This is a genomic window from Nocardioides sp. GY 10127, assembly GCF_004919085.1.
GTDB lineage: Bacteria > Actinomycetota > Actinomycetes > Propionibacteriales > Nocardioidaceae > Nocardioides.
This window is the reverse complement of sequence record NZ_STGL01000008.1, coordinates 115,528-134,437: the sequence shown is the minus strand read 5'-3', so window position 1 is coordinate 134,437 and position 18,910 is coordinate 115,528. Positions and strand designations below refer to the sequence as shown.

Annotated in this window: 17 protein-coding genes; 10 read left to right on the top strand and 7 right to left on the bottom strand. The window is 73.0% G+C overall.

Features of this window, described 5'->3' with window-relative positions:
• Positions 1–68: 68 nt before the first annotated feature.
• Entirely contained in the window at positions 69–1,682 is a 1,614-nt protein-coding gene (locus tag E8D37_RS15315; protein WP_206055779.1) for an FAD-binding oxidoreductase, read from the top strand.
• A 472-nt stretch (positions 1,683–2,154) separates the two neighbouring features.
• Here E8D37_RS15315 and E8D37_RS15310 read toward each other — a convergent pair whose 3' ends face one another.
• Genes E8D37_RS15310 through E8D37_RS15295 form a run of 4 tightly spaced genes read right to left on the bottom strand, consistent with a single transcriptional unit; the run spans position 2,155 to position 4,884 of the window.
• Entirely contained in the window at positions 2,155–2,778 is a 624-nt protein-coding gene (locus E8D37_RS15310) for a hypothetical protein (RefSeq protein WP_136570701.1), read from the bottom strand.
• Positions 2,779–2,829: 51 nt separating this feature from the next.
• Positions 2,830–3,573: a glucose 1-dehydrogenase gene (locus E8D37_RS15305; protein WP_136570928.1), complete on the bottom strand. Its 744-nt coding sequence runs from the start codon at positions 3,571–3,573 to the stop codon at positions 2,830–2,832.
• 5 nt (positions 3,574–3,578) lie between these two features.
• Positions 3,579–4,061 (bottom strand): VOC family protein, encoded by a 483-nt coding sequence (locus E8D37_RS15300; RefSeq protein ID WP_136570700.1) that lies wholly within the window; start codon positions 4,059–4,061, stop codon positions 3,579–3,581.
• Between the two features lie 43 nt (positions 4,062–4,104).
• Positions 4,105–4,884 carry an SDR family oxidoreductase gene (locus E8D37_RS15295; RefSeq protein WP_136570699.1) on the bottom strand — a complete coding sequence of 260 codons (780 nt, stop codon included), beginning with the start codon at positions 4,882–4,884 and terminating at the stop codon, positions 4,105–4,107.
• A 238-nt stretch (positions 4,885–5,122) separates the two neighbouring features.
• Here E8D37_RS15295 and E8D37_RS15290 point away from each other — a divergent pair, with 238 nt between their 5' ends.
• A complete protein-coding gene (locus tag E8D37_RS15290) occupies positions 5,123–6,586 on the top strand; it encodes a benzaldehyde dehydrogenase (RefSeq protein WP_136570697.1) in 1,464 nt (487 codons plus the stop codon).
• On the top strand, positions 6,586–8,313 hold the full coding sequence (locus E8D37_RS15285; protein WP_136570695.1) for a thiamine pyrophosphate-binding protein: 1,728 nt from the start codon (positions 6,586–6,588) through the stop codon (positions 8,311–8,313). The genes E8D37_RS15290 and E8D37_RS15285 overlap by 1 nt, the downstream gene beginning before the upstream one ends.
• Positions 8,314–8,419: 106 nt before the next feature.
• On the opposite strand, the gene E8D37_RS15280 is transcribed toward E8D37_RS15285, so the two are convergent.
• The gene (locus E8D37_RS15280) at positions 8,420–10,087 is read right to left on the bottom strand and encodes an FAD-binding oxidoreductase (protein ID WP_206055777.1); all 1,668 of its coding nucleotides are present in this window, start codon (positions 10,085–10,087) and stop codon (positions 8,420–8,422) included.
• Between the two features lie 34 nt (positions 10,088–10,121).
• The gene (locus E8D37_RS15275) at positions 10,122–11,708 is read right to left on the bottom strand and encodes an FAD-dependent oxidoreductase (protein ID WP_168929774.1); all 1,587 of its coding nucleotides are present in this window, start codon (positions 11,706–11,708) and stop codon (positions 10,122–10,124) included.
• 132 nt (positions 11,709–11,840) lie between these two features.
• On the opposite strand from E8D37_RS15275, the gene E8D37_RS15270 reads away from it, so the two are divergent.
• The 7 genes from E8D37_RS15270 (at position 11,841) to E8D37_RS15240 (ending at position 17,850) form a co-directional block, all read left to right on the top strand.
• Positions 11,841–12,380 (top strand): MarR family transcriptional regulator, encoded by a 540-nt coding sequence (locus E8D37_RS15270; RefSeq protein ID WP_136570691.1) that lies wholly within the window; start codon positions 11,841–11,843, stop codon positions 12,378–12,380.
• A gap of 170 nt (positions 12,381–12,550) precedes the next feature.
• The gene (locus E8D37_RS15265) at positions 12,551–13,876 is read left to right on the top strand and encodes an ABC transporter substrate-binding protein (protein ID WP_136570690.1); all 1,326 of its coding nucleotides are present in this window, start codon (positions 12,551–12,553) and stop codon (positions 13,874–13,876) included.
• Positions 13,877–13,916: 40 nt separating this feature from the next.
• Positions 13,917–14,786: a branched-chain amino acid ABC transporter permease gene (locus tag E8D37_RS15260; RefSeq protein ID WP_136570688.1), complete on the top strand. Its 870-nt coding sequence runs from the start codon at positions 13,917–13,919 to the stop codon at positions 14,784–14,786.
• Between the two features lies 1 nt (position 14,787).
• Complete coding sequence (locus E8D37_RS15255) at positions 14,788–15,846, top strand: branched-chain amino acid ABC transporter permease (protein WP_136570686.1); 1,059 nt, start codon at positions 14,788–14,790, stop codon at positions 15,844–15,846.
• The gene (locus tag E8D37_RS15250; protein WP_136570685.1) at positions 15,843–16,562 is read left to right on the top strand and encodes an ATP-binding cassette domain-containing protein; all 720 of its coding nucleotides are present in this window, start codon (positions 15,843–15,845) and stop codon (positions 16,560–16,562) included. The genes E8D37_RS15255 and E8D37_RS15250 overlap by 4 nt, the downstream gene beginning before the upstream one ends.
• Positions 16,559–17,272, top strand: a complete 714-nt coding sequence (locus E8D37_RS15245; protein WP_136570683.1) for an ATP-binding cassette domain-containing protein — start codon at positions 16,559–16,561, stop codon at positions 17,270–17,272. Before E8D37_RS15250 ends, E8D37_RS15245 begins: the two co-directional genes overlap by 4 nt.
• A gap of 104 nt (positions 17,273–17,376) precedes the next feature.
• Positions 17,377–17,850 carry a heme-binding protein gene (locus tag E8D37_RS15240; RefSeq protein WP_136570681.1) on the top strand — a complete coding sequence of 158 codons (474 nt, stop codon included), beginning with the start codon at positions 17,377–17,379 and terminating at the stop codon, positions 17,848–17,850.
• A 419-nt stretch (positions 17,851–18,269) separates the two neighbouring features.
• On the opposite strand, the gene E8D37_RS15235 is transcribed toward E8D37_RS15240, so the two are convergent.
• The gene (locus E8D37_RS15235) at positions 18,270–18,881 is read right to left on the bottom strand and encodes a helix-turn-helix domain-containing protein (RefSeq protein WP_168929773.1); all 612 of its coding nucleotides are present in this window, start codon (positions 18,879–18,881) and stop codon (positions 18,270–18,272) included.
• Positions 18,882–18,910 lie beyond the last annotated feature (29 nt).

The window sequence follows — 18,910 nt, the reverse complement described above, 5'->3', positions numbered from 1 at the left end:
GCGAAGGTGTGTCCACATTTTGTGTGAGCCGGGACACCCTCCGGCCTCCCGCGTTGATCGGAGCACCCGTGAGCACCAGCACCGCCGCCGTGGCACCCCTCGTCCTCGCCGACGTCCTCCCCGACGGCCCGCCCCGGCTCGCGCCCGAGGTCGAGGAGGCGCTCGTCGCCGCGGTGGGGCGCGAGCACGTGCTGGTCGGCGCGGACGTCGCCGGCCACGCCGACCCGTTCTCGTTCCTCGGCGAGGCGACCGTCGTCCCCGCCGGGGTGGTGCTGCCCGGCAATGTCGAGGAGGTCCGGGCGGTCGTCCGGCTCGCCGGCGAGCACCGCGTCCCGCTGTGGCCGGTCTCCCGGGGGCGCAACTACGGCTACGGAGGCGCGAGCCCGCGGGTGCCCGGCAGCGTCGTCGTCGACCTGCACCGGATGGACGCCGTCGTCGAGGTGGACGACGAGACCGGCTACGTCGTCGTGGAGCCCGGTGTCTCGTTCCTGGCGCTGGCCGAGCACCTGCGCAGCACCGGCTCCTCGCTCATGCCGTCGGTGCCCGACATCGGTTGGGGCAGCGTCCTCGGCAACGCCCTCGAGCGCGGCTTCGGCTACACCTCTCACGGCGACCACTCGGCCTTCCAGTGCGGCATGGAGGTGGTGCTCGCCGACGGCACGCTCGTGCGCACCGGCATGGGCGCGAAGGCGGACAGCACCGCCTTCGCCCTCTACAAGGGCGGCTTCGGGCCGTCGGTCGACGGGTTGTTCTTCCAGTCCAACCTGGGCATCGTCACGAAGATCGGGGTGTGGCTGGCGCCGCGGCCGGAGTCCACCGCCGTCTGCATGCTCACCACCCCGCACGACGACGACCTGGCCGGCCTGGTCGACGTCCTGCGTCCCCTGATGCTCGAGGGCACCATCCAGTCGAACGCGGTCATCGGCAACGCGCCCGTCGTCGCCTCGATGGTGAGCCCCCGCGCCGCCTGGTACGACGGCCCCGGGCTGCTCCCCGAGAGCGCGCTCTTCGCGATGAACGCCGCCATGGGCACCGGCCGCTGGAACGCCCGGTTCGCGCTCTACGGCCCCGCCTCCCTCGTCGAGGCCAGGCTGGACGTCGTGCGCGCCGCCGTCGAGGCGGCCCTGCCCGACGCCTCGCTCCGCGTCACCACCTACGGCCGGGACGTCGACCCGGCCGAGGTGCACCCGGCCGACCGGGCCCAGCTCGGCATCCCGTCCACCGACCTCATCCAGATGGCCGCCTGGCGCGGCGGGACCCCCGCGCACACCGACTTCTCGCTCGTCTGCCCGCCCACCGGCGCCGACGCGGTGCGGCAGCGCGACCTCCTGCGGGCGCGCATCCAGGACGAGGGGTTCGACTACGCCGGCGGGTTCACGCTCAACGCCCGACACGCCATCGCCCTCGCGCTCGTCGCCTTCGACCGGGACGACCCGGCCGACTGCGCCCGCGTCGCCGCGCTCTTCCCCGCGCTGGTCGCCGACGCGTCCGCGGCCGGCTACGCGCCGTACCGCAGCCACCCGGCGTTCATGGACCTCGTCGCGGATCAGTACGACGCGAACGACAGCGCGCTGCGCCGGACCGTCGGCCGGATCAAGGACGCACTCGACCCCCTCGGCGTCCTGGCTCCTGGGAAGCAGGGCATCTGGCCCGGGTCCGCGTCTTCCCGTGGCGGGGTGTGACGCGGGCGGGCTGGGGTGTGACGCGGCCGGCTGGGGGTGTGGCTCGGGCGAGCTGTAGGGCGGCGGGGCGTCCATGGAGCTGAGTGCCTCGTCGGCTGCCCCCCGGGCCGCTTCGGTCCTCGTGGCGACGAGGACCCAACGCGGCAGCGGGCTGGCCGGCGTCGCGCTGACCTGGGCTGTTGCGCATTGCCTCGGGCGGACCGGACCGTTCGGTCCTCGTGGACGCGAGGACCGAAGGCCGGGCGCCGGCGTGGCGCTTCGGTCCTCGTGGCGACGAGGACCCAACGCGGCAGCGGGCTGGCCGGCATCGCGCTGACCTGGGCTGATGCGGATGGCCCCGGGCTGGCCGGACCGTTCGGTCCTCGTGTGCACGAGGACCGAACGCCCACACAGCCGGGCGAGACTCGGAGCCTGACGAGCCTCAGACCGAGGCGAGACTCAGAGCCGGGCCAGCCTCATACGGACACAAGCCTCACAGCGACGTGTACGGCGGCAGGGCGTCGACGAGCGGACTGAGCGCCTCGGTGGCCATCTTGGGGGTGACGACGTGCTCCTCGGGGAGCACCCAGGCCTCGGCGGAGGCCTGGTCCAGGTAGACGTGCTCCCCGAGCAGTCGGGGGCGCTCCTCGTCGTTGAAGGGCCACACGTTGCTGACCCGCTGGCTCAGCAGGTAGGTGACGGACGTGTCCTCCACCTCGTGACCCATCACGGCCATGAGCTCGCCGGGCACTACGTGGGCCAGCTGGGACTCGAAGGCGATGCCCCAGTCGGAGACCGCCATCCGCTCCCAGATCGGGAACAGGACGTTGAGCCCGGCGTCGGTCATACCGCCGTAGAAGCCACGGACCGCCTCCATCCCGTCGAACACCTCGGTGCTCGGGCCGTCGGCGACCCGGTAGACGGGGTGCTCGACGGTGAGCGCGGGGTCGAGGATCTCGGTCCAGCGTCCGGCGACCTCATACATGCCGTGGCGGCGGAAGTTCTCCAGCATGAGCCGCTGGCGGCGGTCGGTGACGAAGCCGAGCAGGCGCTCGGCCTCGCGGGGGACGATCGTGACGTCGAGCCGGGGTGCGGGGCCGTCGTGGAGGGTGAGCATCGGTGGCTCCTTCTGGTGGTCTGCGAGTCTGCTTGAGAGTGGGAGTGGTCGTCACATGGCGGAGGCGCCGGCGTCGACGGGCACGGCGACCCCCGTGACGAACGAGGCCTTGTCGCTGGAGAGCCACACCGCGACGTCCGCGACCTCGCTGGGCTCGCCGAGGCGCTTGATCGCCATCCGGGAGACCCACAGCTCGAGCTGGTCCGGGGTGAGGACGTCCATCAGCGGGGTGCGGATCGAGGCCGGGCAGATCGCGTTCACGCGGATCTCGAGGTCGGCGTTCTCGACGGCTGCGGTCTTCGTCAGGCCGACGACGCCGTGCTTGCTGGCGACGTAGGCGCCGAGCAGCGGCGGCGAGACCAAGCCCGCCAGGGACGAGGTGTTGACGATGGCCCCGTGGCCCTGGAGGCGCATCTGCCGCAGCTGGTGCTTGAGCCCCAGCCACACGCCCTTGAGGTTGATCTCGAGGACCCGGTCGAAGTCCTTCTCCTCCATCTCCACCAGCGAGGCCTGGTGCTCGACGCCCGCGTTGTTGAGCGCGTAGTCGAGCGTGCCCCAGGCCTGGACGCAGGCGGCGACCAGGGCCTCCTGGTCGGCCTCGCTGGCGACGTCGGCGGCCACGAACAGCGCCTCGCCGCCGGCCTCGCGCACCAGTCGGACGGTCTCCTCGCCCTCGTCCCGCCGCGCGGCCAGGTCGCTCACGACCACCCGGGCGCCGGCCTCGGCGTAGCCCAGGGCGCAGGCGCGGCCGATGCCGCCGGCGGCGCCGGTGACGACTCCGGCGCGGCCCTCCATGATCCTCACGAGCCGAAGCCCTCGAGGAAGCTGATCATCTCGATCAGGTTGCCCTCCGGGTCCGCGGCGTAGCTCATCCGCACCTGCGGGTGCGGCCCGATCCGCGGGGTGACGACGGGGGAGCCACCCGCGGCGAGCAGCCGCTCGTAGAGGTCGTCGAGGTCGTCGGTGACGCGCAGGCACAGGTGTCCGAGCCCCTGGCTGCGGACCGCCTCGTCCGGCGAGGTCCAGCGGGCGGGGGTGGTCGAGTCCGCGCGGTGCAGGAGCTCGATGCCCCAGCCGGCGTCGCTGCGCAGGACGACCGCGGACAGGCCGGCCTCCTCGACGGTGAAGCGGAACTCCTCGGTGAGGGAGAAGACGGAGCCGTAGAACGTCGCCAGGCCCTCGAGGTCGCGCACGGAGATGCCGACGTGGTCGACGGTCACGGTCGCGGTGGAGTCCGGGCTGGGCGCGCTGGAGAGGGAGGGAGAGGCGTGCTGGGCGCACATGGCGTGGGCCTTTCTCGTGGGGAGGTCGTGGAGGTCGGGACGGTCAGCCGGCCGTGGCGCCGGCGTCGACGGGAAGCGCGACCCCCGTGAGGAACGAGGAGTCGTCGGAGACGAGCCAGGCCACCGCCTCGCCGATCTCCGAGGGCCGGGCGAAGCGCTTGATGGCCTGGGGCGCGACGATCTGCGCGCGCAGCTCGTCCGGGAGCGCCGCGGTCATGGGCGTGTCGACGGCCGCGGGGCACACGGCGTTCACGCGGACGCCGGCCTGCGCGTGCTCGAGCGCGACGCTGCGCGTCAGGCCCACCACGGCGTGCTTGCTCAGCGCGTACGCGGCACCCAGCGGGAGCCCCTTGAGCCCGGCCAGGGACGCCGTGTTGACGACCGAGCCGCGCCCGGCGGCGAGCATGTGCGGGAGCTGGTGCTGGAGGCCGAGCCAGACGCCCACGAGGTTGACCTCGAGCACTCGGTGCAGGTCCTCGGTGCCGGTCTCCAGGAACGGCGCGGCCAGGCTGATGCCGGCGTTGTTGTGGGCGAAGTCGAGGGTGCCGGTCGGTTCCAGGGCCGCCGCGACGACCCGCTCCCAGTCGCCGGGCACCGTGACGTCCGCCGGGACGAAGGTGGCGCTGCCGCCCTCCTTCTCGGCGAGGGCCGCGGTCTCCTCGCCGGCGTCGGCCAGCGCCGCGACGTCCGTGACGACGACGTGCGCGCCGCGCGCGGCCAGGGCGAGGACGCTGGCCCGACCGATGCCGCCGGCCGCGCCGGTGACGAGACCGCTGCGGCCGGCGAGGTCGCGCTCCGCGACGGTCAGGGGTGCCGTGGTCATGGCGGTCCTTCTTCCTCAGGGCGTCCACGGGTGTGGCGTACGCCACGCAACTTATATTGAAGTCTAACTAGTTGGGAAGGGTGAATTTTAGGACGACGTGGGCCGGCGGCAACCCGGGTGGCCCGGGCTCGCACCTGCTGGAAGCGCCGATTCCCAACAATTCGACCGGTGCCTGCCGTTGTCGGCGACCCGTCCGCCATTTAGTGTGACTTCTAAGTACAGTGTGAAGGAGATCACCATGTCCCACAGCTTGCTCGACGCGCAGACCTGGACCGGGCGCCTCTACTCCGACGGGTGGACGGCCGGCTCCGGCGGCGTCGCGGCCGTCACGGCCCCCGCGACCGGCGAGACCCTCGGCGAGGTCGGCGTCGCCACCCCGGACGACGTCCTCAAGGCCTCCCCCCGGGCGGCCGAGGCCCAGCGGGCCTGGGCCGCCACCCCGCCGGAGGAGCGGGCCGCCGTGCTGCGCCGCGCCGGCGCCCTGTGGGAGCAGCACGCGGCCGAGATCGAGGACTGGATCGTCCGCGAGTCCGGCTCGATCCCGCCCAAGGCGCAGCTCGAGACCCACCGCGCCGCCGCGGACTGCTACGAGGCGGCCGGCCTCGCCACGCACCCGGTCGGCGACGTCCTGGCCACGAACGAGGAGCGGTGGAGCATGGCCCGCCGCCGTCCGGTGGGGGTCGTGAGCGTCATCGCCCCGTTCAACTTCCCCCTCATCCTCTCCAGCCGCTCGATCGCCCCGGCGCTCGCGCTGGGCAACGCCGTCCTGCTCAAGCCGGACCCGCGGACCGCGGTCTGCGGCGGCATCGTGCACGCCCGGATCTACGAGGAGGCCGGGCTGCCCCCAGGCCTGCTCCACGTGCTCCCCGGCGGGGTGGACGTCGGCGAGGCCGTGGTCTCCGCTCCCGAGGTCCGGGTGGTCTCGTTCACCGGGTCCACCGCCGCCGGCCGTCGGGTCGGCCAGCTCGGTGCCCAGCACCTCAAGCGGACCCACCTCGAGCTGGGCGGCAACAACGCCCTCGTCGTGCTGCCGGGTGCCGACCTCGCCAAGGCCGCGTCGGCCGGGGCCTTCGGCTCCTTCATGCACCAGGGTCAGATCTGCATGACCACCGGACGCCACCTGGTGCACGAGTCGCTGCACGACGAGTACGTGGCCGCCCTGGTGGAGAAGGCGACGCACCTGCCGGTCGGCGACCCGGCGTCCGGCCAGGTGGCGCTCGGGCCGCTCATCGACGCCGGGCAGCTCGAGCGGGTCGACGCGGTGGTCCAGGGGACCGTCGCCGCCGGCGGCACCCTGGCCGCGGGCGGCACGTTCACCGACCTCTTCTACTCCCCGACCGTGCTGTCGGGGCTCACGCCGGACATGCCGGCCTGGAGCCAGGAGATCTTCGGCCCCGTGGCCCCCGTCCTGCCCTTCTCCACCGACGACGAGGCGATCTCGCTCGCGGCCACCGGCTCCTACGGTCTCTCGCTCGGCATCCTGGGGGACGTCGGCCGCGCGATGCGGATCGCGGACGCCGTGCCCAGCGGCATCGTGCACATCAACGAGCAGACCGTGGCCGACGAGCCAATGGTGCCGTTCGGCGGCGTGGGCGAGTCCGGCACGGGCTCGCGGTTCGGCGGCGCGGCCGCCAACCTCGAGGCCTTCACCGAGACGCAGTGGCTGACGCTGCGTCCCGAGATCGCGGCGTACCCCTTCTGATGGCCGCCGACGTCACCGCGGCCCCCCAGGGCCGGATCAACGTCGGGCACGCCGTGGTGCGCGCCCTGGTCGCCGAGGGCGTCCAGCGCGTGTACGGCATGCCCGGCGGCCACGTCCTGCCGATCTACGACGGCATCCACGCGACCGAGGGGATCGAGTCCGTCCTCGTCCGGCACGAGCACCACGCGGCGGCGATGGCCGCCGCGGAGGCACAGCTCACCGGCGTGCCTGGCGTCGTCCTGGTGACGGCCGGGCCGGGGGTGACGAACACGCTCACCGCCGTCGCCGAGGCCCACGTCGGTGCCACGCCGATGGTCGTCCTCGGCGGCCGGGGGGCCACGTCCTCGTTCGTGCGCGGCGCCAGCCAGGAGGTCGCCACCGACCGGGTCTTCGAGCCCGTCACCAAGTGGACGGTCCGGGTGGACCGCGCCGACCTCCTGGTGGAGGTCGTGCGCCAGGCCTTCGCGGTGTCCCGCGCGGGTCGGCCCGGGCCGGTCCTCGTCGACGTGCCCCGCGACGTCCTCACCCAGCACGTCGAGGACGTGCCGTACCTGCGGGCCGAGGTCGACCACGCCGTCGCGGCGCCCGCCGAGGTGGTGCGGACGGTCGCGGCCGAGCTGGCCGCCGCGTCCCGCCCCCTGCTGGTCTGCGGCGGCGGGGCGCTCGCCTCCGGCGCCGGCGCGCAGGTGGCCGCCCTCGCGGAGCTGCTGGACGCCCCGGTGCTCACCAGCCTCAGCGGTCGCGGCGTCCTGGACGAGGACGACACCCGGGTGCTCGGCGGGCTCGGCGCCCACCGCAACCCCGTCGCCAAGCGCGCGCTGGGCGAGGCCGACGTGGTGCTCGGCCTCGGCACCCGCTTCGAGGAGATGGAGAGCAACTGGCAGCCCGGCGCCGTCCCGCGCCCCGAGGCCCGCTACGTGCAGGTGGACCTGGAGGCCGCCGAGCACGGCCGCGGCGTGCCCGCCCACCGCGGCGTGGTGGCCGACGTCGCCACGTTCGTGGGGCAGCTGGTCGAGGAGCTGGGCGGGGGCCCGTCGCCCTCGTCGTCCTGGGACTGGGCCGGCCTGGCGGCCGGCCTGGCCGAGGTGGAGGCCGAGATCGAGTCGCTCGCGGCGTCCGAGCAGACCCCCATCCACCCCACCCGGGTCATCCGGGCGGCCCGGGAGGTCTTCGACGACGACGCCGTGCTCGGCATCGACGTCGGGGCGCTGGCCCAGCACATCGCCGGGGCGTTCCCGAACTTCCGGGTGCACTCGCCGCGCAGCACCGTGATGCCCTCGAGCTTCTACGGCATGGGCTACGTGGCGGCAGCCATCCCGGCGGCCCGCCTCGTCCACCCGGAGCGGCAGGCGCTGTGCTTCGTGGGCGACGGGTCGTTCCAGATGGTGATGAACGTGCTGCCGACCGCGGCCACCTACCGCCTCGGGGTCACGTGGATCGTCCTCAACGACGACGCCCTGGGCTCCATCTGGGACCTGCAGCACCACCAGTACGGCGACCGCATCCTCGACACCGCCTTCGAGGTGCAGCCCGACCTGGCCGCGGTCGCCCGCGGCTGCGGCTGCCACGGCGAGCGCGTGGAGGACCCGGCCCAGGTGCGCGAGGCCCTCGTCCGGGCGGCGAAGGCCAACGCCGAGGGCATCCCCGCGGTGGTGGACGTCGCGGTGGAGCGCGTGCGGCTGGCCCAGACCAAGGAGCACTACTTCCTCACCTACCCACAGGACTGAGCCCCGGCCCCACGAGGGCCGGCACGAGCAAGGGCCCCGCCTCCCTGATCGGGAGGCGGGGCCCTTGCTCGTCGAGCTGCGGTTCCTCAGCGCCGCACGCTGCGGGTCACCCCTGGGGTGCCCGGCGGCTGCCCCAGATCCCGGAGCGGCCGGGGCTGAGGATGCCCTGGGGGTCGAGCGCGTCCTTGATCCGCGTGTTGAACCGGGCGAGCGCGGAGTCGTTCCAGTCGTACGTGGCAGCGACCCGGTCCATGTGCTCCAGGTGGGTGCGGTACGCGCCGAAGCCGCGCTCGGCGCCGCGCTCGATCAGGGTGCCGGTGAACTCGTAGGCCTGGCGCGTCCCCGCCTCGTCGGCGGTGTTGAACCAGAGCGAGACGATGTTGATGCACGCGCGCGGGAAGATCATCAGGGACGCGGCGTAGTCCAGCCCCTCGCCCGCGCACTCCTCCCGCAACCAGCGGGTCTGCTCGAGCACCCGGGCGCCGTCGAGCTCGGTGACGGGGGAGTAGTCCAGGTGTCCACCGACCCCGTGGTCGTCCCAGCTCAGGTTGTCGAGCAGGTCGAGCGAGGGGATGCCGGCCTGGGTGGTGTCGGACTGCTGCCGCAGCCGGTCCACGGCCCCCTCGGGGCCGTCGGCGGGGCGGGGACGCTCCAGCGCGGTGAGCTGGTGGACGACCTCGTCGCCGCGGAAGCCGCGGTGGGTCAGGCGGGAGCCCTCGATCCGGGCGAAGGCCTCGGTGCACCGTGCGAGCTGCTCGCTCACGACGTCCTCGTACCCGAAGAGGGCGAAGCGCATGAGCCAGGCCCCGGCGCCGGTCTCCGCCTTCATCTTCTCGATCGCCGCGTCGTCCACGGCCCCGTCGCCGGTGTACCAGTGCGAGCGCGGGACGCCGCTGAAGGCGCCCGCGATGAGGGTGACGTTGTAGGCGATGGGGGAGTTCTGGATGGTGCCGTCCAGCAGCAGCGGGCGCACCGTGTCGATGAGGGTCGAGATGTCCTCGTCCCGGGGCACGGTGACCTCGGCGGAGACGTAGTACTCCGGCTGCGGCACCAGCCAGCAGCCCATCTTCGTCACGATGCCGAGGTTGGACTGCATGAGCATGCCCTCGTGGTGCGGGCCGAAGCCGTGCTTGCGCAGCGCCCACGTCGGGTTGTCGGGCATGGCGCCCATGCCGGTGCGCACGAGCGAGCCGTCGGCGAGCACGACCTCCATGCCGCAGGAGCGGGCGGGGTGGTCGCCGAGCGGGGTGAAGCCGACGCCGTGGTCCATCGCGTTGCCGATGATCGAGCCCCAGCCGAGGTCGGGGATCGAGGGCCACAGCTTCAGCCCGCGGCGCTGCACCTCCTCGTAGAGGTCGAAGAAGCGGACGCCGGGCTCGACGACCGCGTAGGCCAGCTCCTCGTCCAGCTCCAGGATGCGGTTCATCCCCCGCAGGCTGATCACCATCGAGCCGGGCACGCGCGGCGCGGGGCCGCCGTAGCCGTTGTTGCGGCCCTGGGAGATGGTCCAGGTCGGGGTGTCGAAGCGGCCGGCCAGGCGGACGAGCTCCTGCACCTGCTCGACGGTGGTCGGGCACACGACGAGGCCCGGCTCGTGCTGGGTCCAGCTCGCGTGGGAGTAGGGGTCGCGGAACTCGCGCATGAGCACCGGGTCGCTGACCACGGCGTCCGCGCCGAGGAGCTCGGTGCAGGCCGCCACGAGCGCCGGGTCCACGCCCGGGGCGGGGTCGGTGCTCGGTGCCCAGGTGGTCGGCTCGAGGTGGGTGTCGGTCATCGTCTCTTCCTTGCCGGAGGTCGGTCGGGCCGGGTCAGGCGCCCGCAAGGGCGTCGCGGTAGCGGGCGGGCCAGACGCCCTGCTTGCCGGGGTGCAGGACGCCGGCCGGGTCGAGCGCGTCCTTGAGGCGCTCGTTGAGGCGCAGCTGGGCGTGGTCGTTGAAGTCGTAGGCCGCCGCGGCGGCGTCCATGAGCGCGACGTGCGTGCGGTAGACGCCGTACCCGAGCTCCCGCGCGCTGCGGACCAGGCCCGGCGCCAGGGCGAAGACCCGACGGGCCTTCTCGTTGTCCTCCGGGTGGAAGTAGAGCTGGGCCACGTTGATCATGCAGCGGCCCGAGAGGATCATCGCCGGGTCCCAGTCGATGCCGGTGCCGGCCATCTCGCGGTCCATCATCGCGTGGACCTCGGTCGCGCTGGCGCCGCGCAGCGGCGTGACGACGCTGAAGTCGAGGTGCCCGCCGCCGGGCCCGCTGTACCAGTCCAGGGCCTTCATCAGGTCCAGGCTCGGGATGCCGGCCTGCACCTGGGCGTTCTGGTCCTTCGCCTTCTCGTGCACCTCGGAGCCGGCGAACTCCTCGCCGGCGACGCGGACGCCCGCGATGTGGGCGACCGCCTCGCGCACGCGGCGCATCTTGGCCCGGACGACGCCCTGCGGGCCGTAGAGGGCGAAGCGCATGTTCCAGCGGCCGATGCCGAGCTGCTCGGCCAGCGGGAGGACGACCTCCTCGGGCACGGGACCCGGGCCGTCGTAGACCTCGGCGCGGCTCGGGGCCCCGTCGATGATGGAGGCGACGAACAGTGTGTGGCCGATCGCGGGCTGGTTCTGGATCGTCCCGTTGAGCATGAGCGGCCGGATGGCGTCGATGAGCGGCTCGAGGTCCTCCTTGCGGGGGACGGCGATGGTGCCGGAGAGGTAGCACTCGGGCTCGGGCATGAGCCAGATGCCCATCTTCGTGACGACGCCGAGGCTCGACTGGGTGAAGAGCCCGTCAGCGCTCGGGCCGTACGCCCGGGGGTGGGCCTGCCAGGCGCCGCTGCGGCCCATGGCGCCCATGCCCGTGCGGAGCAGCTCGCCGTCGGGCAGCACGACCTCGAGGCCGCACATGCGGGAGGCGTGGTCGCCGTGGACGGTGTAGCCCACGCCGTGGTCGAGGGCGTTGCCGACGATGGAGCCCCAGCCGAGGTCGGGGGCGGACGACCACAGCGGGAGACCCTGCTCGCGCAGGTGGTCGTACATGTCGAAGAAGCGGACGCCGGGCTCGACGAGGGCGGTCGCGCGCTCGGGGTCGACGTCGAGGATCTTGTTCATCCTCCGCAGGCTGAGCAGCACCGAGCCGCCCACGACCGCGCCGGGGCCCCCGTAGGCGTTGTTGCGACCCTGGGAGAAGGTCCAGACAGGAGTGCCGGACTCGGCGGCGATCCGGACGATGGCCTGGACCTCCTCGACGGTCTCGGGCTCGACGACCGCGCCGGCCCGGCGCGTGGTGTCGTCCGAGGGCCAGAAGGGGTCGCCGAACGAGTCCACTCCCTCCTCGGTGCGGTAGAACCGTTCCGAGCCGACGACGGCTTCGAGCCGGTCGAGGACGGGGTCGTGGACGATGTGGGCGAGCGAGGCGGTCACCGGAACTCCTGCAGCACGACAGTAGGATGTGGTCGGGCTCACACTATAGTGAGAAGTCTAAGGAAATCAAGGGTGGCGGATGCTCGGGAACCAGCCCTGTCGTCGGGGGCGGACGTTGTCTACGGTGGCGGGATGAGTGACACCCCCGGGTTCGGCACGGCCGGCCACGAGGACGACGAGGTCGCGGCGGCGATCCTGGCCGAGGTGCCGGGCGCGGACGTCCTGGCGACGGTCGTCTGCTTCGACATCATCCGCGCCGCCGACCGGCTCCAGCAGGACTTCGAGGTCTCGGTCCACCGGCCGGCCGGCCTCACGTGGGCGGCGTTCCGCAACATGTTCGCGCTCCTCACGCTGGGCCCTCAGACGCCGCACCAGCTGGCGCAGATCCACAGCGTGTCCCAGGCGAGCACGTCGAGCATCGTGAAGAACCTGGAGAAGAACGGCCTGGTGGAGCGGGAGCGGTCCGCTCGGGACGGGCGCTCGGTGACGATCTCCCTCACCGAGCGGGGCAAGGACGTCTGTCGGACCCTCTTCCGGCTCAACAACGCCCGCGAGACCGCGTGGGCGAGCTCGCTGACCTCCGCCGAGCAGATGATGCTCGTGCAGCTGCTCACCAAGGTCCGGTCGTTCCCCGTGCCCGACCCGCCCACGCCGGCCGACCGCCTGGTCTGAGTCGCCCACGATGCCCCGCCGGAGATCTTCCGGCGGGGCTTCTGCGTGCACACCCTTGACGATGTGACGCACGGCACTCTACGGTCAAACTAGTTAGAAATCTTACTAACGACCCGGAGCCGAACGGCCTGCTCCGGGGGAGTCCTTGATCCCAGACGGAGCCCACAGACATGAGGATCCCCACCCTTCTCGCGCCTCTCCGGCGCACCCCCGTCCTTCTCGCGGTCTCCGCCCTCGTGGCGGCCACGACCCTCAGCGCCTGCGGTGGCTCGGACTCCGCCGCGGACGAGACCGGCGACACCTCCGGCGCCTCGGCCTGCGGCCTGGGCAACGGCGAGAAGGCGACGGGCGACCCGATCGTCATCGGCGCCCTCGTCACGAGCCAGGCGGGCCTGGACGGCTTCACCGACGCCACCGACATGGCCGGTGCCTACTTCGACTGCGTGAACGACAACGGCGGCATCAACGGCCGCCCGATCAAGTACGTCGTCTACGAGGACACGACCGACCCGGCCACGACCCAGTCGCTGGGCTCCAAGCTGCTGGCCCAGGACCCGATGGCCCTCGTCGGCGGCATGAGCGTGCTCGACTGCCCGGTCAACGGGCAGGCCTACGCGGACGCGGGGTACGAGATCGTGGCCGCCGGCATCACCAACGACTGCTTCGGGATGAGCAACTTCTCCCCGATCAACATCGGCAGCTCCGGGAGCTCCACCGCCGCGGCGCAGTACCTGGCCGACCAGGGCGTGGACAAGATCGTCATCTTCACCTCGAACGCGCCGGGCGCCGACCTGGTCAACCAGGGCGTCCTCGACTACGCCAAGGACGCGGGGATCGACGCCGAGAGCTTCCTCGAGAACGTGCCGATCACCGACGCCAACGGCCTCGCGCTGAAGATGGTCGAGGCGGCCGGCGACAACGGCGGCGTCGTGGTCAACTTCAACCCGGGTGACACCCTCAAGGTGCTCAACGCCGTGACGCAGCAGGGCCTGCAGGACAAGGTCACCTGGGCCTGCCCGGGCGGCTGCAACGACAGCGAGCTCGTGAAGTCCCTGGGCAGCGCCTGGGACGGGAAGATCGGCATCAACGCCGAGATGGCGCTGCCCTCCTCCGACGGCCCGGACGCCCAGCTGTTCCGCCAGCTGCGGGCCGACTACACCCCGGACACCCCGCTCAGTGCCTACGGCCAGCTCGGCTTCGTCTCCGCCCTCGTCGCCGTCAAGGCCATGCTCTCCGTCCCGGTGGACGACCTGAGCAAGGAGACCGTCAACGCCGCGATCGCCGCCACCACGGACTACACCTCCGACCTGCTGTGCAAGCCCTACTACTTCGGTGACGGGCTGGACGTGCACATGTCGAACAACTGGACCCGCACGGTGCAGATCGAGAACGGCCAGCTGACCGACGACGGGTCCTGCTTCGCCCTGGCCGCGACGCCCGTGAACAACCTGGACACGATCCGCGCCTGGGAGACGAAGAACGGGATCAAGGAGTGACGCGCCGCGAGGAAGCCCCCGAGTGGGGGAGGGGTCGGTGATGGGCGACCTCCTCCCCTTCGTGGTCCTCGGGCTCGCGTTCGGCGGCGTGTACTCGCTGTCCGGGGTCGGCACCGTGGTCCTGTTCCGGGCCACCGCGGTGCTGAACCTGGCCTCCGGTGCGGTCGGCGCGTTCGGCGCGCTGCTCGCCTGGACGCTGATCGTCGAGAACGGGGTGCCCCAGCTGTGGGGCTTCCTCGCGGCCATCGGTGCCGGCACCGGCATCACGGTGCTCTGGGGGGTCCTGCTCGGGCCGCGGTTCGCGGCCCGGGACGGGCTCGAGAAGGCCATCGGCACGCTCGGCCTGATGCTCGTGCTGCTCGGCACCATGTCCCTGGTCTGGGGCAGTGACGCCCGGGCGCTGACCCTGCCGAGCACCGCGATCTCGGTCGAGGTGGCCGGGGCCTACGTCACCGGCACCCAGATCATCGCGATCGTCCTGGCGCTCGTCGCCACCGTCGTCACGACGCTGTTCCTGCGCTTCACGCGCCTCGGCACCGCGATGCGGGCGATGGCGGACGACCGCGAGGTCACCTCCATGCTGGGGGTCCCGGTGCGCCGGGTCGAGGCGGCCGCCTGGTTCGTCTCCGGCCTGCTGTCCTCCGTCACCGGCCTGCTCATGACCGGCCTGGTGGGGCTGGACGTCACCAGCCTGACCTTCCTCATCATCCCGGCGCTCGCCGCCGCCGTCGTGGGCCGTCTGCGCTCGCTGTGGGTGACGTTCGGGACGGGCTTCGCCATCGGCGTCGTCCAGTCCTGCCTCACCTCGTTCGACGCGGTGAGCGAGTACCGCAACACGACCCCGTTCCTCCTCGCCATCGTGATGCTGCTCTGGCTCGCGTGGCGCCGTCCGCTCCAGACGAGGGTGTGAGATGACCACGATGCTGCGACAAGCGGACCCGGCAGCGCAGACCGTCCCCGGCCCCGGTGGGACCGTCCCCGAGGCACCCTCCCGGCTGCCCCGGATCGCGGGGGCCGTGGCGGCGCTCGCCGTCCTCGCCGTCCCCCTCTACTCCTCGCCCTACTGGGTGCAGACGTTCACCGCCACCGCGATCTACGCGGCGGTGGCCCTGGGGGTCTCGCTCCTGCTCGGACGCGTCGGCATGGTCTCCCTGTGCCAGTTCGCGCTCCTGGCGGTGGGGGCGTGGATCGCGCTGCGGATCGGCTACGGCCTCGACCTGCCGTTCCTGCTCGTCGTCCTCCTCGCCGGCCTCCTCACGGGGCTGGTGGGCGTCCTCGTCGGTCTGCCGGCGCTGCGCCTCTCCGGGCTGTACCTGGCGCTCATCACGCTGATGGCCGCGGCCGGCGTGACCGTCGTCCTCGCCGCCACACAGTTCCCCAACGGGGGTGACGGCGTGCTCGGGTTCTCGAACACCGCCGCGGGCACCTCGCAGCTGGCCCGGCCGTCCTTCGCGACGTCCGACGGGGCCTTCTACGTGCTCACCCTGCTGATCGTCGGCGCGCTGTTCGGGCTGGTCGTCTGGCAGCTGCGCGGCAAGGCGGGGCGCGCCTGGGCGGCGATCCGGCAGAGCGAGGCCACGGCGGTCGCGGCCGGCGTCAGCGTGGTGCGCTACAAGCTGTGGGCCTTCGCGCTCGCCGCCTTCATCACCGGTGCGGCCGGCGCGCTCCTGGCCGCCAGCGGCGGTGGCGTGACCACCTACCAGTTCCCCACCGAGAACAACATCCTGCTGCTCGCGGCCTGCCTCATGGGCGGCGTCTACGGGCTGTGGGGGTCGGTGGTCGCGGCGGTCTTCGTGAAGGTGGTGCCCGCGCTGCTCCAGGTGTGGGGCATCCCGTCGGACGTCCTGCTCATCGCCTTCGGTGTCGGCGTCATCCAGACCGTCCTGGTCTCGCCGCAGGGTGCCGCGGCCCAGCTCGGCCACGACCTGTCCCGGCTGGCGCGCCGGCTCTCCCGAGGAGGTGCCCGATGACCGAGGTGCGGATCGAGGGGCTGACCGTCCGCTACGGCGGCGTGGTCCCCCTGGACGGGGTGGACCTCACCATCGACGGCGGGGCCTGGGGTCTCATCGGGCCCAACGGCGCCGGCAAGACGACGTTCTTCAACGTCCTCAGCGGCTTCGCCCGGCCCGCGGAGGGGCGGATCACCGTGGACGGGGAGGACCTCCTGTCGATGCGGCCGCACGCCCGGGCCCGGTGGGGGCTGCGACGCACCTTCCAGACCGAGCAGGCGATCCGCGAGCTGACGGTGGCGGACAACGTCCGCCTCGGCTACGAGCACGGACGACGGGGCGGGGCCGGCGAGGCCGTCGCCGCGGCGCTCGACTTCGTGGGGCTGGCGGACCAGCCGCACCGCCTCGTGGGCAGCCTCGACATGCGGGGGCGCCGGCTCGTGGAGCTGGCCCGGGCCGTGGTCGGCTCGCCGCGGCTCGTGCTCCTCGACGAGCCCGCGGCCGGGCTGCCGGACCAGGAGTCCGAGGAGCTCGGCGCCCTCATCCGGGCCGTGCCCGAGCGGCTGGGCGCCACCGTCCTGCTGGTCGACCACGACATGGCGCTGGTCTCCGCCTGCTGCGAGAAGCTCGCTGTGCTCGACTTCGGTCGCCTCGTGGCGACCGGCCCGACCGCCGAGGTGCTGCAGGACCCGCTGGTCCTGGCCGCCTACCTCGGCACGACCGAGGAGGTCGCGTGAGCGCGGACCTGACCATCCACGACCTCGTGGTCGCCCGGGCCGGGCGCCAGGTGCTGCACGGGCTGGAGCTGTCGGTGCCCGCCGGGGCCGTCACCGCGCTGCTGGGGCCTAACGGCGCGGGCAAGTCCAGCCTCGTGCTGGCCCTGGGCGGCCTCCTGCCGCTGGAGCAGGGCTCGGTGCGGCTCGGCGACCGCGAGCTCGCGGGGGCCTCGCCGGACACCGTGCGCAAGGCCGGCCTCGCCGTGGTGCCCGAGGGGCGCTGGCTCCTGCGGGGGCTGACCGTGGAGGACAACCTCCAGGTCGCCACCTACCCCCTGTCCCGGCGCGAGGCCCGAGCCGGACGGGAGCGGGCGCTGGCCCTGTTCCCCGAGCTGGAGAAGCGGCTGACCTCGCAGGCCTCGTTGCTCTCAGGCGGCGAGCAGCAGATGGTCGCGCTCGCCCAGGCGCTGGCCACCAACCCTCGCGTCCTCGTGGTCGACGAGCTCTCGCTCGGCCTGGCGCCGGTGGTCGTGCGCCGGCTCGCGCCGGTGCTCGAGCAGGTGGCGGCGGAGGGGACGGCGGTGCTGCTGATCGAGCAGTTCGCGGAGGTCGCGCTGGGTGTCGCCCACCACGCCCACGTCATCCAGGGCGGGCGGCTGGCGTTCAGCGGCGGTGCGCAGGAGCTGCGGGACAACCCCGAGCTGCTCAGTGGCGCCTACCTGCACGCCTGAGCCACTTCGGTTCGCGGCCGTTCCTCTGGGCCGTTCCTCTGGGCCGTTCCTCTGGGCGGGACGCGCGCCCGTCGAGCGCTGGCGCGGCGGGCAGAGTGCCTGTCATGACCACGTCGCACGCCGGCTCTGCCACGGGCACCGCCCTCGACTCGCTGGCCCCGGCCACCCGCTCGCGGCCCGTCCTCACCCTGGCCGGGGCGCAGCGGTGCCTGGCGGCCGCACTGGCCCGGGCCGAGGACCTGGGGGTCGCGGTGGACGTCGCGGTGACCGACGACGCCGGTCGGTTGCTGTCCTTCGCCAGGATGGACGGCGCCTTCGCGGCCTCGGCCGAGTTGGCCCTCGACAAGGCGCGGACGGTGGCGGGCTTCGGCGGGCTCAGCACCGGGGCGCTGGGCGCCGCGATCGGCGGGGAGCCCGACGTCCGGCTGGGGATCGCGGCCCGCGCCGGCGTCGCCGCCTTCCCCGGCGGGGTGCCGGTGCTGGTGGACGGCTCGCTGGCCGGTGCCGTCGGCGTCAGTGGCGGTAGCGCTGAGCAGGACGAGGACGTCGCGCGCGCCGGCGCGTCCGCCGTCTGTTGACCTGTCTGCCGCTGCCCCTGCGGCCGGTTGTGTCTCGTTCGGTCCTCGTGGGCGCGAGGACCGAACCCACCCACCGCCGTGTCAGCAACGCGCTGACCTGGCCTGATGCGCACCCACCCCCGCCGGCAGGCCCGTTCGGTCCTCGTCGGCACGAGGACCGAAGGCCGGGTGCCCGCGTGGGGCTTGGGTCCTCGTGGCGACGAGGACCCAACGCGAACGTCGGCTGGAAGGCAGCCCGCTGACCTGGACTGATTCGGGCGCGCCTCGGCTGCTTGCCCCGTTCGGTCCTCGTGGGCACGAGGACCGAACGCCGGCTCAGTCGGCCGCAGCCTCAGCCGGCCGCGGCCCAGCCAGCCGCAATCTCAGCAGGCCCCAGCCAGCCGCAGCCAGCCGCGCCGTCAGCCCTCAGCCGGCCGCCGTCAGCCCCCAGCCGACGGGGAGACGAGCCGCGCCAGCAGGTCGAACGTGCGGACGAGATCGACGTCGGGGTCCATCAGCCACTGCACCTGCAGCCCGTCGGAGACGGCGAGCAGGACGGCGGCGAGGTCGAGCAGCTCCTGCTCCGACCTGGCGGCACCGTCGGTCAGCCCCTCCCGGAGCCGCTCGGCGAGGGCGGCCCGGGCGGCGCGGTAGCGCTCGGTGAAGTACTCGGCGGCGACGCCGTCGGAGTCCTGGACGGCCGCGGCCAGCATCGAGGTGTGCAGCGCGACGATCCCCGGGGTGGTGGCGTTGAGCTTCGTCGCCTCCTGCAGCGAGCCGAACGGCCCGGAGTCCTCCAGCTCCTCCAGCATCCGGCCCTCGCGGCGACGCAGGACCTCCACGAGCAGGGCGTCCCTCGAGGGGAAGTAGTGCCGCAGCGCGGCGTGGGTGGTGCCCACGGCGTCGCCGATCGCGCGCAGGGACGTCCCGTCCACCCCTCGCTCGGCGAACACCTCGATCGCGGTGTCGAGGATCTGCTCACGTCGTCGTGCGCTCTTCGCGTACGGCCCCCGCCTGCCGGCCCGACCTTCGTCGGCCTCTACCCCGCTCACCTGGCTCCCCCCTGTGACCTGCATGTTCG

Coding starts and splice junctions, on each gene's coding strand:
- E8D37_RS15295 (WP_136570699.1), bottom strand. CDS start 4,884: ATGACCACGGCACCCCTGACCGTCGCGGAGCGCGACCTCGCCGGCCGC.
- E8D37_RS15270 (WP_136570691.1), top strand. CDS start 11,841: ATGAGTGACACCCCCGGGTTCGGCACGGCCGGCCACGAGGACGACGAG.
- E8D37_RS15310 (WP_136570701.1), bottom strand. CDS start 2,778: ATGCTCACCCTCCACGACGGCCCCGCACCCCGGCTCGACGTCACGATC.
- E8D37_RS15240 (WP_136570681.1), top strand. CDS start 17,377: ATGACCACGTCGCACGCCGGCTCTGCCACGGGCACCGCCCTCGACTCG.
- E8D37_RS15305 (WP_136570928.1), bottom strand. CDS start 3,573: ATGGAGGGCCGCGCCGGAGTCGTCACCGGCGCCGCCGGCGGCATCGGC.
- E8D37_RS15290 (WP_136570697.1), top strand. CDS start 5,123: ATGTCCCACAGCTTGCTCGACGCGCAGACCTGGACCGGGCGCCTCTAC.
- E8D37_RS15285 (WP_136570695.1), top strand. CDS start 6,586: ATGGCCGCCGACGTCACCGCGGCCCCCCAGGGCCGGATCAACGTCGGG.
- E8D37_RS15255 (WP_136570686.1), top strand. CDS start 14,788: ATGACCACGATGCTGCGACAAGCGGACCCGGCAGCGCAGACCGTCCCC.
- E8D37_RS15300 (WP_136570700.1), bottom strand. CDS start 4,061: ATGTGCGCCCAGCACGCCTCTCCCTCCCTCTCCAGCGCGCCCAGCCCG.
- E8D37_RS15265 (WP_136570690.1), top strand. CDS start 12,551: ATGAGGATCCCCACCCTTCTCGCGCCTCTCCGGCGCACCCCCGTCCTT.
- E8D37_RS15260 (WP_136570688.1), top strand. CDS start 13,917: ATGGGCGACCTCCTCCCCTTCGTGGTCCTCGGGCTCGCGTTCGGCGGC.
- E8D37_RS15280 (WP_206055777.1), bottom strand. CDS start 10,087: ATGACCGACACCCACCTCGAGCCGACCACCTGGGCACCGAGCACCGAC.
- E8D37_RS15250 (WP_136570685.1), top strand. CDS start 15,843: ATGACCGAGGTGCGGATCGAGGGGCTGACCGTCCGCTACGGCGGCGTG.